Genomic DNA, 15,394 nt, shown 5'->3' on the forward strand with positions numbered 1-15,394 from the left:
GGCCCCGAGGTCGGGACCGTGCGTGTAATGGCAGCATCATAGAGCCGACAGCGTCGACTCTAGACGTGCACCGCGCAGCTTACGGGATCAGACGATCCGGATCAGGATCTCGGAATGTCCGGCCCGGATGACGTCGCCGTCGGCGAGCTGCCAATCCTGCACGGGGGAACCGTTGACGAGCGTTCCGTTGGTGGAACCGAGGTCCGACAGCATGGCCGTCTGACCGTCCCAGCGCACCTCGATATGGCGACGCGACACACCCGTGTCGGGTAACCGGAAGTGGGCGTCCTGGCCGCGGCCGATGATGTTGGAACCCTCGCGCAGCGCGTAGGTGCGGCCGCTGCCGTCGTCGAGCTGCAACGTGGCCGAGTAGCTCGACTGGGCGGCGGGGGCACCGTAGCCCGCGCCCTGCTGGCCGTAACCCTGTTGGCCGTAGCCCTGCGGGGCGGGCTGGGCGTAACCGCCCTGCTCCTCCTGGCCGTAGGCGGGCTCGGCGTAACCGGGCTGCGCGCCGTAACCCTGCTGGCCGTAGCCCTGCTGCTGCGGTTCGGCGTAGCCCTGCTGGCCGTAGCCACCCTGCTGGTCGTAACCGGGTTCGGCGTAGCCCTGCTGGCCGTAACCGGCCTGCTGGCCGTAGCCCTGCTGTGGTTCGGCGTAGCCCTGCTGGCCGTAGCCGCCCTGCTGGTCGTAACCGGGCTCGGCGTAACCGGGCTGGGCGCCGTAGCCGCCCTGCTGGCTGTAGGCCTGCTGGCCGTAGCCGCCCTGCTGGTCGTAACCGGGCTCGCCGTACGCGGGCGCGGCACCGTAACCGGCCTGCTGGCCGTAGCCCTGCTGGGCGGGGGCGGCGGGGTCGTAGCCGTTCTGGTACTCGCCGCCGGGCTGGCCGTACGCGTCGTATCCGGGCTGCGCCTCGGGCGCGCCGTAGCCACCGCGGCCGTAGTCGTCGGCCGGGTAGGGAGCCCCTGCCGCGCCGACGGGCGGCGGTGCGTACCCGCGGTTGCGTGGATCGGACTCCGCGGGCTCTCGGCTTGGCTCGTAGCCTGAGTTATGCGTCATGGGGCCAGCTCCTGGTTGCGGGTGTGCGGGTCGTTGTGGCGGTCCGGGGCGAGGTGGGGCCGTCCCACGACCGGCGTCGGGGTCGACGCGGCCGCTCGCTCTGAACATTCCGGTGTGCAGCGTAGGTGATGCCTCGAACGCCACGTGTACTTCGCCGTAGGTCTGCCAGCCTTGCTCGCGGATGTAGTCCTGCAGGTGTTTGGCGAACGCTTTGGTCGTCAGGTCGTGATCGGCATCGAGCTTGCCGTGATCGGTTTCGTTGATCGTGATCACGTAACTGTTCGGCGCGAGACGATGCCCGCCCTCCAGATCCTGGATCTGATCTGCGGCTTCCTGCTGCAGCGCGGCCTCCACCTCCTGGGGAACCACACTGCCACCGAACACCCTCGCGAACACGTCACCGACGGCGCCCTGCAAGCGACGCTCGAATCTCGACACGATGCCCATCACAGCCCTCCCTTCGGTGCGCGTGTCCGCCCTCCTCGACACGCTCGTTACGGCGTGTCCGGACCCGACCACGTTCCTTGCATGATATCCACGATCCTCCACCTGGGTAACTCCCGGCGGCGCCCCCCGGTTCCCTGACCGATATCCACGGCATCACCGCAGGTCAGCGAATCGATTTTATTTTCGCCCGCGGGGCATGTTAGATTTTTCCAGTCGCTCGGGCGAGTGGCGGAATGGCAGACGCGCTGGCTTCAGGTGCCAGTGTCCGTAAGGACGTGGGGGTTCAAGTCCCCCTTCGCCCACCAGACTAAAGGCTCGATCCTCTTGGATCGGGCCTTCAGTCATTTTCGGGCTCAGGGGCGGGCGATGCGGAGCAGGGCGGCGCGCAGATCCGGGCGGGGGGCTTGTGAGTCCAGCTCGAGTAGCGCGGTCTCGGCGATGGCCGCTACCAACAGGACGGCGACGGGGCCGGGTCGGACCAGCCGAGCGCCGTGAGGTCGGTCGTGATCAGGGTGGCGGCCGCGCTGTTACGGGCGGCCACTTCGGTGGACAGGCGTGCACGGTCGATCGTTGTGCAGGCGAGATCAGGCCTTGTGGGCGATGAGCAGGTGGTGCGGGATGGGCGGATTCGGCAGGGTGCGCTGCTCGACGGTCAGGCCGGCGGCGGTGAGCGCCGCGGTGACCTCCGCGACGGGGCGCAGCGTGAATCCGTAAGGGGTGAACGGCATTTTGGCCATCGCTTCGGGATCGCCGACGCCGATCACGACCGTGCCGCCCGCTCGCAGTACCCGCGCGAGTTCGACGCAGGCGGCAGGCAGGTCGTCGAGGAAGTAGATGGTGTTGACGGTGATCGCCGCGTCCAGGCTCGCATCGGGCAGCCCGAGCGCGGTGAGGGTGCCGTCGGCGAGTACGAGGCGGCCCTCGGCGGCCTCCATGGCGAACCGGCCGCGGGCGCGGGCGAGCATGTCGGGGGACGGCTCGATGCCGTGCACCGTGCCCTCGGCGCCCACGCGGGCGAGCAACAGCTCCAGCCCCACCCCGCCGCCGAAGCCGATATCGGCCACCGTCGCGCCGGTGGTCGGGTCGGCGGCGTCGACGGCCGCCGCGATGGCACGTTTGTTGCCGCGGTTGAGCACGAACGCCACGCCCTTACCGAGCACGCCGTGCGGGTTGCCGAGCTGGCCGGCGATTGTCGTGAGCAGGCGATCTTTGACCCCGGTCATGTGGTCATCGTAGGTGGGATCGGCGTCACCGCCGGTGCCTCAGCGTGATCGGAACACTTTTCCCCTGCGCGGAATTCGGGTTCGATACCGACCGTGTCGTCTGTAACCCGCGTTCTCGCTCTGGCTCTCGTGTCGGTGTGCGCCTGGTCAGGTCCGGCGTCGGCGGACCCGGCGCCGGTGACCGGTCCGCTCGCGACGAACCCCTTCCTCGGCCCACTCGGGACGGCGACGATGCACGGTGACGCCGGGTCCTCGGATGTGACGCCGCTGGCCGGGCCCGCACCCGGGGCCGCCGTCACGGTGTATCCGCTCGGGGCGGCGTGCCCGACGTTGCTCCAAGGCGCGGACGGATTGGTGGTCGGGTTGTGCACCGCCATCGCGGGCCAGACGCCGACGGTGTTCCTGTTCGACTCCGGTGCGGCGGGTGGGGCACTGGCTTCGTTGCCGCTGACCAAGGGGAGCTTGCTCGGCGGGGTGTACGCCTATCTCGACAACGAGGACCGGCTGGTTGTTGTCGACGGTGGGCGACGGTTGTTGCGGGTCGCGCATGGTCGGGGTGAGGACGGTGCGTGGCGGTTGGCGGCCACCGTGCAGGCAGACCTCGGTGGTGCAATTCCGCAGGGCGACAACGTGACCGGGCTGGTTCCCGACTGGGCGGGCAATGTGTGGTTCGCGACGGGGCAGGGGGTTCTCGGGTTCGTCGGACCGGACGGGCGGGTGGGGAGGGTGGCGCTGCCGTTCGGGGAGTCGGTGGCCAACAGCATCTCGTCGGCGCCCAATAATGGTGTGGCCGTGGCAAGTACGCACGCGTTGTACGAGTTGCGTGCGAAAGACGGTCAGCCGGAGATTCTTTGGCGCTCCGCCTACGATCGCGGGTCGGCACGCAAACCCGGGCAGCTCAGCTGGGGTACCGGCTCCACGCCGACCTACTTCGGGCCGGTGAGTGGCGACGAATACGTGACCATCGTCGACAACGCCGACGGTGCGGTCCATCTGATCGTGGCGCGTTCCGGTTCGGGGGAGCAGGTCTGCTCGGTGCCGATACCGGTGGGCGGCAGCGAGAATTCGCCGATCGCGATCGGGTCGTCGATCTTCGTCGCGAGCACCTACGGCTATCCGTACCCCGCTGTTCCCGAGGGTGCGGGGCCCGCTGTTCCCGCGAGCGCGCCGTTTCGCGGGGGTCTGAGCCGGGTCGACATCACCGAGGACGGCTGTGTCCCGGTGTGGGACAGCCCGATCCGCAGCGCGGCCGTTCCACGCCTGTCGCTCGCCGACGGCGGCATCCACACTCTGCGTCGGATCGGACCGGATCTGACAAGCCCCCTCGACGGATTCGAGTATGTCGTTCTCGATCCGCAAACAGGTGTCGTCCGCGCCTCCACACCGCTGCCGGGGACCGTCGCCGAGGATCCGCTACAGATGGCCGCGCTCATCACCCACGGCCGTGCGCTGTGGCAGGGAACGGTCACGGGGATCGTCCGCGTGGGCTGAGGAGGTCGCACAGTGGGCCGCTCGTCGCGGCGCGTTCCCCTGGATCTCCGACGCACTCTCGCGGATGCCCGCTTCTATGCCCCGACCTCGGCAAAATAGTCTCTGATACCCGTAGGTGAGGCGAAGGTCACACTTGCTGTCGGACGGCGTATTCCGGCTGTTCTTCTGCTGATTTCGAGCCGTTCGGCGGACCTTTCGCAACCGGTCATCCGTTCAGTTAGAGGCCCTGAATCCAGCATTTCAGCCCGATTGCTGAGTGCTGATCTTGTTTGCAGGGTCTTAAACAAACTCTAGGTCTCTTTTAATGTTCCAAGTGATCGGCAACTGTAATTCCGTTGCTGTTACCGCAGGTGAACGGCTATGGGGTGACCCCGGTGTGATCCGGGGCAACCTCGCCGAACATTCGCGCAGGGTTGCTGTCGAAGGCGGGTGACTCGTTTTCGAAGGTTTGCCGGGGGTGAATTCTCGGTGCCGCCGAGCGCTCGATCAGGGTGGTGCCGGAAGTTTGCTGTGGGTGTGAAAATCGGTGCCTCCACAGCGCTTTGCAGGTTCGCAATTCCTACCCCGGACCTGCGCGTTGGGGGTTGCGTGGGCATAACGATTGTGTACAGTTGACGGTAACGCTGGCCGCAGTTCGAGCCCGACTCGCTGCGGCCAGCGGAACTCAAATGGGGGAGTTCTTCACCGTCTTGTAACCTTCCGTAGCTGCCCGTTGTCCGGTGCTGTCCCCGCCGGGTGTGCTCGGAGTTGTCGGCCTCACAAATGCACGCACAGATGTTCTCGAAGGAACGCAGATGCGAGGTCAGCGCGTCTGCGCCGGTGTCGCCAACCACTGCTGCGACGGATCCGCCAGTGCGACGGGCGCCACGGATCGCGCGTCCTGTTCCTCGGCCACCCGCCTGCCGATCCCGAAGACGTAGAACAGGAACAGCGCCTCGGCCGCGAAACCGAGCCCGATCCGCACGGGCACCGGCAACGGACTCGGCGTCACGAACCCCTCCAGCAGTCCACACACCAGCAGCACACCCACCAGCCCGAGCGCCACCGTCGCGGTCGCGCGCCCCTGCCTGGCCATCGCGACCGCCCTGCTGTCCCGTCCCGGGTCCACCAGCGTCCACCCGAGCTTCAACCCCACCCCGCCCGCGACGAACAGCGCGGTGAGCTCGAGCGTGCCGTGCGGCAGGATGAAGCCGAAGAACGAATCCAGCCGCCCCGCGTCGGCCATCAATCCACCGGTTATCCCCAGATTCAGCGCGTTCATGAACAATGCGTACACAGCCGGGAGGATCAGTACACCGGTGAACAACGCGATCGCCGAGACCAGTGAATTGTGGGTCCAGACCTTCGCGGCGAAGGCCTCGTTGGGGTGCTCCGAGTAGTACGTTTCGAACTTTCCCCCAGGTCCAGTGATGATCGACAGGTCACCCCTCGGTACCCCCAAGGCATCGCGTGCCGCCTCGGAACTATCCACAAGCACCGCGATCACGCCCGCGACGGCCAGAAAAATCGCCGTTGTCCCCAACCACCACGGCCACGCTCTGTACACAGCCGCGGGGAAGTGATGGGTGAAGAACCGGCCCACCTCGCGCCACGGCTGTGAGCGCGCCGCCAGCACCCGTCCGCGCGCCCTGGCCACCAGTGCACTGAGCCGGTCGACGAGCTCCGGATCCGGGTGGTGTCCCTGCAATCTCGCCAACTGCTGCGAGGTGGACCGGTACAGCCGGACCAGCTCGTCGGCGTCGGCACCGGACAACTTGCGCTGGCGAACCAGCTGATCGAGCCGATACCAAGACCGTTGACTCGCCCAGCTGTAGGCATCGGTGTCCATATCGGGAATGCTAGCCACATGGCTGAATTCACTACCGGTGAAGCGGTGGCGCTCGAGCTCCCCATCGCGCGGATCCCCAGCCGTGCGGGCGCTTTCCTACTCGACCTCATGCTCCAACTGGCCCTCGCCGCGACGCTGGCCTATGCCTTCACGCTCGTGCTGATCTTGACCGACGCCGACACGGCCTGGCTGTCCGTGACGATGGTCGTCACGCTGGTGACGGTGCTGATCGCCTACCCCGTGGTGAGCGAAACCGTCTCGCGCGGGCGGTCACTGGGCAAGCTGGCCTTCGGCTTGCGGGTGGTGCGGGCCGATGCCGGACCGATCGATTTCCGGCACGCGCTCACCCGTGGCCTCGCGGGCGCGATTGTGGATTTCTGGATGCTCGGTGGGTTCGGGGCGGTCGCGGTTGTCACGTCGCTGTGTTCGCGTGAGGGCAAGCGGGTGGGTGATGTGCTGGCCGGAACGGTGGTTGTCCACACCCGCCAGGCCATGCCGATGCCGTCACTGGCCGTCGCGCCACCGTGGTTGGCCGGTTGGTCGGCGCAGCTGGATCCGAGCGGTATCTCCGACGAGCTCGCCGCAGCGGGCCGCCGGTATCTGACCAGACTGCCGACGCTGACGCCGCCCACACAGCACTATCTGGGCGTCCAGCTCGTCGAGGAGATGTGTGCGGCGCTGCGCTGCCCGGTGCCGACCGGCTACCCGCCGTACCACGTGCTCGGCGCGATTCTCGCTCGGCGACAGCAGCTTTCGCGGGTGTGAGATCCCCAGCCTGTGGATGAATCTCCTGTGCATGAATCAGGCTGTGCGCGAACCCACTTGTGCACAAACCACCCTGTGGATGAATCTGTTGGCGAGTCGGTGGATGAGCTGTGAGTAGCGGTGGAAACTGCGGTTATCCACAACTCGGTGCGGTTGTGCACAACTCGCGATGTCCACAGATTTACAGCGAGCCGGACTGCTTCAGTTCGAGGTACTCGTCGGCCAGTGCCTCTGGCAGCTGATCGGGGGCGGCGACCACCACGGAAACTCCGCGCCGCCGCAGCGATTCCTGCATGAGAGCGCGTTCGGCGAGCACGGTTTCGGCGGCCGCCGCGGTGTAGACCTGTGCGCGATCGCCCGCCGCCGCGGCGACATCGGGGTCGATGACCGAAACGATCAACACCCGGTGACGCTGCGTGAGCGTCGGAAGGGCGGGCAGCAGATGCTCGGTGACGGTCGGCCCGTCCAGACTGGTGAACCACACGATCAACGCCCGCCGGCGAACCCGCGAGATCACCGTGCGGACCAGCCCGGAGGTATCGGTGTCGACCAGCTGTGGAGTAACGCCCGCGAGGGTGTGCATAAGTTTCAAAGGCAGCTGATTGCCGCCCACCCCACTCACTTCCGCGCGCACTCGCCGGTCATAAGCCACCAGGTCGACCGTGTCGCCCGCAGCCGCGGCCAGCCCACCGAGCAGCAGGGCCGCTTCGATCGAACTGTCGAGCCGGGTGCCCTCGCCGACGCGCCCCGCACTCGCCCGCCCGGTGTCCATCACCATCAGCATGTGCCGGTTGCGTTCGGGCCGCCACGTGCGCACCAGCACGTCATCGGCGCGCGCGGTGGCCCGCCAGTCGATGCTGCGCACGTCGTCACCGGCCACATACTCGCGGAACGAATCGAACTCGGTGCCCTGCCCGCGCGTATTGGCGACATTGCGACCCTCGAGGTGGTGAAGCCGCTTCACTTTCGAACGCAGCAGTCGCTCACTGCGAAACGCGGGCAGCGCGCGCACCCTGGCGGGCACGTCGATCCGGCTCTGCCGTCCCGCCAGACCGAGTGGACCGAGCAGTCGCACCGTCACCGGGCCCGCGACACGATCGCCACGATAAGTGGGAGTCAGATTGGTACGCAGGCGGATTCGCGTGTGCGGGGCCAAATCCAGGTGCTGGACGCGAATGTCGGCGCATGCGCTTTCGGGCCAGGCGTCCCACAGCAGTCCGCGCACGGCGCTCGTGCCGACATTGGTGACCACCAGCTCCACCTCGGTGCTGCGACCCAGCCGCACCACCGTCAACGGATCGCGGGTCAGCGACAGCGAATCCGCCCGCGCGGTGAGCGCGACATCCACGAGCAGCAACGCCACCAGCAGCGCGGACGCCCCGAGCACGCCGACCCATGTCGGCACCACGAACATCACCACCGCCGCCGCGGCCGTGGCGAGCAGCGCGAACCGGCCTGTGACCACCACGTCGCTAGACCGGAACCGGCACCGAGACCAGCAACGACGACAGCACACCCTCGGTGCTCACCCCGTCGAGCTCGGCCTCAGGACGCAACTGCAGACGATGCCGAAGTACCGCCATCGCAACGGTTTTCACGTCATCGGGGGTCACGTACGCGCGGTTGTTGAGCCAGGCGAAGGCGCGGGCGGCGGCCAGCAGTGCGGTGGCACCACGGGTGGACGCGCCGTGGGCGACGGCGGGGGAGGAGCGAGTGGCGCGGCACAGGTCGACGATGTAGGCCAGCACCTCCGGGCTCACCGCCACCTCGCCGACGGCCGCGCGGGCCGCCGCGATGTGCTCGGGGCCCGCGACCGGCCGCAGTCCGGCGGCACCGAGATCGCGCGGATCGAAACCGCTCGCGTGGCGCTGCAGGATGCGGAACTCGTCGTCGCGTTCGGGCAGGCGGATGTCGACCTTGAACAGGAACCGGTCGAGCTGTGCCTCGGGCAGCGGGTAGGTGCCCTCCTGCTCGATCGGGTTCTGAGTGGCGACCACCACGAACGGATCGGGCAGCGGGCGCGGCTGACCGTCGACCGAAACCTGGCGCTCCTCCATCGATTCCAGCAGCGAGGACTGGGTTTTCGGTGGGGTGCGGTTGATTTCGTCGGCCAGCAGCAGGTTGGTGAACACCGGCCCCTTGCGGAAGGTGAATTCGGCCGAATGTGGGTCGTAGATCTGCGATCCGGTGACATCGCCCGGCATCAGGTCCGGGGTGAACTGCACGCGCGCGTGGTCGAGTGCCAGCGAGGTGGCCAGCGCGCGCACCAGCAGCGTCTTCGCCACGCCGGGAACACCTTCCAGCAGCACATGGCCGCGGCACAGCAGTGCCAGCACCAGGTACAGCACGGCCTGATCGTTGCCGACCACCGCCTTGCCGATCTCGGTGCGCAGGGCGGCCAGCGCAGCCGCGGCTTCCTGTGCGCTCGGGGTTTTGTGAAGGACAGCGTTATCAGTCATCCGAGCTCCGTCTCGATCCATTCGAGGTGTGCGGCAATGTAATTCAGGGTCGCCTCGTCCGGCACATCGCCGAACAGGACAGTGCCGATCTGCTGAGCGGGTACGCCGAGGCGGCTCGCCACCGTCTCGACGAGTTGATCGTTGGTGAGCTCACCGCCCAGCCGCCGCTTCACCCGGCGCAAGGTCGCACCGCGCAGGATGTGCGCCACGTGGGCCACGTCGCCGGACCGGCGATACAGCCCCGCCTGCCCGGCGAGCAGTTCGTTCGCGGGGACCTCCACCGGGCGCGGCTCGCCGACCAGCGCGCCGCGTCTGCGCGCCCGCCACCAGATCAGCGCGAGGAAAGCGAGCAGGAACTGCAATCCGCCGAACGCCAGCCAGCCGGGTAGGCGGGTGAAGATCGAGTCCTTGCCGCTGCCGAAATCGAAATCGCTGTCGGTATCCGGCGTTTCCGGCGGATCCGGTGGCGGCGGCAGGTCAGGGGTTTGCGGTGCGGTGGGGGCGCCGCAGGACTGCATGGTGGCGTAGAGCAGCAGGGCGATGGCGAGTCCGGCGGCCAGCGCCGCCCAGAAGCGGGGACTGCGCAAGAACGCGGGCATCGACGGAAGTTGCCTGCGCGGCTTGGGTTCTCGCTCGATGACCTCGAGTTCGAGTGGGTCGAGTACCGGCGGCGGTGCGGACTGGGAGTACCGGTCGGCGTATTCGAGGCGGCGGTACTCGTCCTCGGTGGCAGAGCGGCCGCCGTAGACCACTTCGTCGAAACTCTGTGCGGCCGGGTGCAATTCGGCGGAATGCTCCATCGGAAGTGCGGTGGAGGCGTCGTCGGCGGTTTCCTGCGCGGTGCGCGAACGGCGCACCGGCAAGCTGCCGTCCTGTTCGAGTCCGCGCAGTACCGCACGGAAGCGTTCGCGCAGCGCGCGGTCGTAATCGCGTCGGCCTGCGGCGTTTTCGGCTGCGGCACGGTGGTCGGCGGCCGCACCGAGGCGCGGTTGTGGTGGGACACCGTCCGGGAATTCGGTCACCGGCGGTCCCCGGGGATTCTGATGTCCATACCTTCCCGAACACAACGCCTGCTGATGTAGGAGAGCGCGCGACTGGCCGCTTCGACGATCTCGCTCGCCGTCACTACCAGCAGGAACCCGCCGACGAGCAGGGTGATGATGGCCCACCGGTGCGTGCCGGAGAAGTCGGACAGAAAGAACGGAATACCGAACGCGGGCACCGCGAGAACCGCGAACAGGCATCGCTGCGTCAGCCACAGACCCGCCGTCGACCAGACCGCGCCGTCCATGAGCATCTTCGAACGGGCAACGCCCCCACGGAAACCCGCGTGCTCGGCGATGATCACCGGCTCGGTCACGAACCGCCGCGCCCGCACGTGCGAAAGCCAGATCAGCGCCAGCGGATAGGTGATCACCAGAATGCTCCCGAGCAGCAACACCCCGATCCCGCTGAGCGTGAACATGATCTGCGCCAACACCAGCGGCGTTGCCTGCCGCGCCGCAGCCCGCAACCCGTCGAGCACGCCGAAACGCACCCCGTGGAAGTCAGCGATCACGATAGCGATGGTCGACCCCCGCAGCACCAGCCGCACCACCCACGCGCTCACGGCGGTCGCCAGCACCGCACCCCACGCCGTCCCCGCATCGGACCCGTCGGTGAGATGCGAAACCAGCCCCGTCACCCCGAGCACCATCAGCACAGCGACCACCAGCGCCCCGCCGCCGAGCACCGCGAAGGCCCGGATATGCGCCTGGATCAGCGCGAACGGCTCATCGAGCAATTCGCGAAAACGCAACGGACGGATCGGCACCGTAGGCGGCATGGACGGCCCCGGCGCAGGCACCAGTGCCGGATCAACTCCCGCCCCAACAGCGCCAACCGTGTCAAGGGCAGGACGCACGCGGCCGAGTCTAGCCGTGTCGGCTGTGACCTGGCGCGCTCGCGGCGGTGCGCTCATCGGCCGACGCGTTCAACCGAGGCAGCGCGACCTGCGTCTGCTTCAAACGCCCGCGCAACGTGACCGTTTCCCCGAGAACCCACTGCGCGGACTCCGAATCAGCCGCTGCCGCGAGGGTGGTCGCCGAGCTCAGCAGCCGCTCGTCGTACTGCTTGGACAGCTCGCACAACCGGGCAGCCTCGTTCACCGCATCCCCGATCACCGTGAACTCGTACCGGTTGTGCGTGCCCACGTTCCCGGCGACGACCCGCCCCGCGGCCACCCCGATCCCCGCATCGAGATCCGACGCATCACGCAGCCGACGCTGAATCGCCCGACCGCACGACAGCGCCGAACCGGCCAGGTCGTCGAGCGGTGCGGGCGTGCCGAACACCGCCAGTGCCGCGTCGCCTTCGAACTTGTTGAGCAGCCCGCCGTGGCGCTCCACCTCGTCGACGACGATGTCGAAGAACCGGTTGAGAATCCCGACGATCTCGGGCGCGGGCAGGGTGGCCGCCATGGTGGTCGAGCCGATGATGTCGATGAACAGGGCCGCGGCCTCGGTTTCTGTGCCGCCGAGGACCGGCTGGGAGGCGATCGCCGCCATCGCCACATCGTGGCCGACGTGCTTGCCGAACAGGTCCTCGATCATGGCCCGCTCGCGCAGGCCGTGCACCATCGTGTTGAAACCGCTCTGCAGCTCGCCCAGTTCGGTGCCGTCGTAGAGGGCGATCTCGCCGTCGAGGTCACCGTTCTCCACCCGGCGCAGCGCCTGGCGCACACCTTTGATCGGGGCCACCGTCGCCGCCACGACCTGGGCCATCAGGATCAGGCCGAACAGCAGGGCCGAGCCGCCGAGGCTGAGCATGCACACCGCGAGTCTGGCTTTGCTCACTGCGGGGTCTGCCAGGGCCCACACCGCGACTGTCATCGACAGTGCCACCGGCACCCCGACGCCGACGAACCACGAGAGCATGGTCCGGCCGAACACGCCGATGCCGCGGCGGCGGTGCGGGTCGGCGGCCAGCACGCGCGCGGTCACCGGACGCAGCGCGAATTCGATGATCAGGTAGCTGTTGGCGCACACGACGATCGCCGCAGCGCCGATCGCGAGAACGACCTTGGGGATCAACGCGGGTTCGAGCGCGCCGTAGACGACGGTGAGCGCCGTCAACGTCAATGTCCAGAGCATGGCTTGTTGCAGGACCATCCAGCGTGGCGCCGATACGGTGACCTGCTGTTCGGCCGGGGTCGGGATGTGCTCGGTGTCGGTGGCCCAGCGCATCGACCGCACTCCGGCCACCGTGCCCCACACGGTGCCGATCGCGAGGGCCAGACCCGCGCACACCGGGGTGAAGACGCTGTTGACCAGCAGGAGTTCGCGGGTGAACACGGTCGGACCTGGCAGTACGAAGCCGGCGAGCACCACGACCATGGTGATGCCGATGAGATTGGCGATGAGCAGTGGGATGGTGAGGAGCAGCTGCACTCGGACGCGTCGGGCGGTCGACTTCTCGTCGACCGGCCCGAGCAGCGGGGAGCCCCACGGCGCTGATCTCGCTGTGGGTCCATCGCGGTTGATCACACACGAACTGTAAACCGGTATGTGATGGGTCGGCCATGGAGTTGCGCAGGTCACTGGTTTGGTCTTGTTGCTATACCAACTGGTTGTGGGCGTATTTGTGAGCTTGCACGGGGGGTTTGGGGTGGCGTTGTCCACAGGGGGGTTGGGTGTACACGTGTCCACTCAGTGGGGGTTTAAGGGATTAAGGGGTTACCGGGCCCGGGTGGGTGTGCCTTGCTGGATTTTTGGAGCGCTGGCGCGCTCGAGCGGGGCCCCGGAGGGCCCCGATCTTCCCTCCCTGCGGGTACTCCTTCGTCGCACCCTCCGGTCAGTCCAGATCGGGGCGGGCCCCTTTGGTAGAGACTTCCTGAGGATTACCCGACCCAGGGGTGTGTGCACATCGGACGCTACACATCCATGCTGACCCGACCCAGGATGTAGACATCGAGGGTCGCTTCGCATCCGCCCGACCCGGGATGTGGACATCGAGGGTCGCTTCGCATCCGCCCGACCCGGGATGTGGACATCGAGGGTCGCTTCGCATCCGCCCGACCCGGGATGTGGACATCGAGGGTCGCTACGCATCCGCCCGACCCAGGATATGAGCATCGGTCGCTGCGCACCCGCTCGCCCGGCCCAGCATGTAGGCATCGGTGCTCGCTGCGCATCCACCCGACGCGGGATGTATGCGCAGGTCGCTACGCATCTTGCTGGCTCGACCCGACCCGGGTCGATGGGTCTCAGCGGGCAGGCGGTAGCTGGCGGCGGCTGCCTGGGAGTTCGTTGGTGTTGGTGCCGGGGAGTTGGTCGTGGGTGGGTGCTTCGGGGAGGCCGTTGCCTTGGCCTGCGGGGAGGGCGGTGTAGTTCGGGGCCTGTTGGTATTGGCGGGGGTCGGGGTGGAAGCGGCTGGCGGGGGCGTCGACCACGTTCGAGGCGATTTGGTGGGCGTAGGGCTGCTGGGGGTAGCCGCCGGGCGGGAGGAAGCCCTGGGTGGGCTGGGGCTGGAACTGGTAGCCGGCGGGGACCTGCTGCTGGGACGCGGAATCCTGGGTGTCGACGGTGACCTTGCGGGTGCGGCGCAGGGTGAAGGTGACCTCTTCGACTTCTTCGAAGGCCTGGCGGGCGGTGCGCATGGGGTGGGTGGCCGAGTCGAAGGCGTTGGCTACGAAGGCGGGGACCAGGGGGCGGATCCAGCGGGCGGCGGTGTCGGTGAACGGGACCGTACCGATGATCGGTAGTTCGAGGCCGCCGCCGGTGGTCGGCGCGGGGGCTGGTTGCGTGGGGGCCTGACCAGCGGGCACGAGGGCCCCGGTGGTCCCGGTGGGCAGCGCGTGCGGGGCGTATCCGGCGGGCAGCTGGGAGGTCGTGTTCGGCTCCAGAGACACGGAGTCGTCCTTTCGATGCGGCTCGGTGAAACCGAGCTCGAAACCGCCGATCGCGGCGATGATCCTGGTGCGCTGACGTTCTCGATCGATCACGGTATCGGCTTCGATCGCCAGTTGCGCGGCGGTGAGTTCGTGTTCGGCGCGCATGGCGGCCGTTTCGGTGCGTACTTCGGCGCGTTTCACGGCGATCGCGGCGTCGGCTTCGCGCTGGGCGCGGTCGGCGGCGTCGGCGGCGTCGACCCGGCGGTCGAGGGAGGTTTCCCCGCGCCACCAGCGCAGCAGCAGCGGGAGCAGGGACAAGACCACCCCGGCGAGCAGAATCAGCAGCCGCAGGAAGGCACCGCCCGCGTGCGAGGTGGTGTAGCTGTTCATCGCCAGCCAGCGGGCACCGAGACCACGGTCACCCTCGGCGAACGCGGTGGTGCGGGCGGCGGACAGGGCGGCCGATTCGGTGCGAACTCGCTGGTCGAGGCCTTCGACGCGGCCCTGTGCGGCGGCGAGCTGTTTGCGGGCGTCGTCGAGCATGTCGTTGGCGGTCCGGGTTTCCGGACCGGGGCCCGGTACGCCGGTGATCCTGGTCTGCGGGCATTCGGGGGTGGGGTTGTACTCGCACCGGGCGATCACCAGCGCGCGGTCGATGTCGGCCTGCGATTTGGCGATGCTCAGGTCGAGGGCGCCACGGTCGGCGGTGGCCAGGTCGAACGAGGTGCGCGCGGCGACCACCGCGGGCGCGTTCTCGGCGCTCGCCTGGGCGCGCACATCCAGTTCCCGGTCGACGGTCCCGCCGAGCAGCACGGTGGCGGCGAGTTCGGCGACGAAGACGCCCGCCAGCACGCCGACTCCGATCCGGGCCATCAGGCCGAACCGATCATCGTCACCACCGGGCCGCGTGGTCGCCAGCGCCCGTCCGAGCGCACCCGCGGCGACTGCGACGACCAGCGCGCACAGCACCGCGACGAATACGCCGGTGGCGGCGGCGAGCAAGGCGGACAGGCACACCAGACCGGCGATCACGGCGAACAGCGCGACCGCGGCACCGGTGACGAGGTAGCGGCTCTGTTCGTGGTGCAGGGCCAGGTCGGCACCCGTTTCGGGATCCCGGCGCCGGGGCGAGGCGAGGCCTCCGCCGAGCCAGGTGAGTAATCCGGTCATGAGTTCTCCCCGGGTCGTGCGCTCCACTGACATGGCGAAACTATCGAAACTGGCATGGATTCGTTGTGTCAGCGTGACAGGCCCG

The 15,394-nt window shown here is 68.1% G+C and carries 11 protein-coding genes and 1 tRNA gene; 3 read left to right on the plus strand and 9 right to left on the minus strand.

Annotated features, from left to right (window positions below; translation table 11 throughout):
• Positions 1 to 87 precede the first annotated feature (87 nt).
• On the minus strand, positions 88 to 1,503 hold the full coding sequence (locus ACFWUP_RS22765; RefSeq protein ID WP_379237370.1) for an FhaA domain-containing protein: 1,416 nt from the start codon (positions 1,501 to 1,503) through the stop codon (positions 88 to 90).
• A gap of 219 nt (positions 1,504 to 1,722) precedes the next feature.
• On the opposite strand from ACFWUP_RS22765, the gene ACFWUP_RS22770 reads away from it, so the two are divergent.
• Positions 1,723 to 1,808: transfer RNA gene (locus tag ACFWUP_RS22770), tRNA-Leu, on the plus strand.
• A 279-nt stretch (positions 1,809 to 2,087) separates the two neighbouring features.
• On the opposite strand, the gene ACFWUP_RS22775 is transcribed toward ACFWUP_RS22770, so the two are convergent.
• Entirely contained in the window at positions 2,088 to 2,726 is a 639-nt protein-coding gene (locus ACFWUP_RS22775; protein WP_379237372.1) for a methyltransferase domain-containing protein, read from the minus strand.
• A gap of 93 nt (positions 2,727 to 2,819) precedes the next feature.
• Here ACFWUP_RS22775 and ACFWUP_RS22780 point away from each other — a divergent pair, with 93 nt between their 5' ends.
• Positions 2,820 to 4,217 carry a hypothetical protein gene (locus ACFWUP_RS22780; protein WP_379237374.1) on the plus strand — a complete coding sequence of 466 codons (1,398 nt, stop codon included), beginning with the start codon at positions 2,820 to 2,822 and terminating at the stop codon, positions 4,215 to 4,217.
• An 802-nt stretch (positions 4,218 to 5,019) separates the two neighbouring features.
• Here ACFWUP_RS22780 and ACFWUP_RS22785 read toward each other — a convergent pair.
• On the minus strand, positions 5,020 to 6,045 hold the full coding sequence (locus ACFWUP_RS22785; protein ID WP_379237376.1) for a stage II sporulation protein M: 1,026 nt from the start codon (positions 6,043 to 6,045) through the stop codon (positions 5,020 to 5,022).
• Between the two features lie 18 nt (positions 6,046 to 6,063).
• Between ACFWUP_RS22785 and ACFWUP_RS22790 the strand changes: the two genes are divergently transcribed.
• Complete coding sequence (locus ACFWUP_RS22790; RefSeq protein WP_379237378.1) at positions 6,064 to 6,810, plus strand: RDD family protein; 747 nt, start codon at positions 6,064 to 6,066, stop codon at positions 6,808 to 6,810.
• Positions 6,811 to 6,991: 181 nt separating this feature from the next.
• Here ACFWUP_RS22790 and ACFWUP_RS22795 read toward each other — a convergent pair whose 3' ends face one another.
• From ACFWUP_RS22795 to ACFWUP_RS22820, 6 genes are all read right to left on the minus strand, one after another.
• On the minus strand, positions 6,992 to 8,278 hold the full coding sequence (locus ACFWUP_RS22795; RefSeq protein ID WP_379237380.1) for a DUF58 domain-containing protein: 1,287 nt from the start codon (positions 8,276 to 8,278) through the stop codon (positions 6,992 to 6,994).
• Between the two features lie 4 nt (positions 8,279 to 8,282).
• On the minus strand, positions 8,283 to 9,269 hold the full coding sequence (locus ACFWUP_RS22800) for an AAA family ATPase (protein WP_379237382.1): 987 nt from the start codon (positions 9,267 to 9,269) through the stop codon (positions 8,283 to 8,285).
• Positions 9,266 to 10,291, minus strand: coding sequence for a DUF4129 domain-containing protein (locus ACFWUP_RS22805; protein WP_379237384.1), 1,026 nt, complete (start codon positions 10,289 to 10,291; stop codon positions 9,266 to 9,268). The genes ACFWUP_RS22800 and ACFWUP_RS22805 overlap by 4 nt, the downstream gene beginning before the upstream one ends.
• The gene (locus ACFWUP_RS22810) at positions 10,288 to 11,172 is read right to left on the minus strand and encodes a hypothetical protein (protein ID WP_379237386.1); all 885 of its coding nucleotides are present in this window, start codon (positions 11,170 to 11,172) and stop codon (positions 10,288 to 10,290) included. The genes ACFWUP_RS22805 and ACFWUP_RS22810 overlap by 4 nt, the downstream gene beginning before the upstream one ends.
• Positions 11,173 to 11,182: 10 nt before the next feature.
• Positions 11,183 to 12,793, minus strand: coding sequence for an adenylate/guanylate cyclase domain-containing protein (locus ACFWUP_RS22815; RefSeq protein ID WP_379237388.1), 1,611 nt, complete (start codon positions 12,791 to 12,793; stop codon positions 11,183 to 11,185).
• Between the two features lie 719 nt (positions 12,794 to 13,512).
• Positions 13,513 to 15,309 carry a DUF4407 domain-containing protein gene (locus ACFWUP_RS22820; protein WP_379237390.1) on the minus strand — a complete coding sequence of 599 codons (1,797 nt, stop codon included), beginning with the start codon at positions 15,307 to 15,309 and terminating at the stop codon, positions 13,513 to 13,515.
• Positions 15,310 to 15,394: the final 85 nt, after the last annotated feature.

The organism is Nocardia sp. NPDC058658, from assembly GCF_042716665.1.
Lineage (GTDB): Bacteria > Actinomycetota > Actinomycetes > Mycobacteriales > Mycobacteriaceae > Nocardia.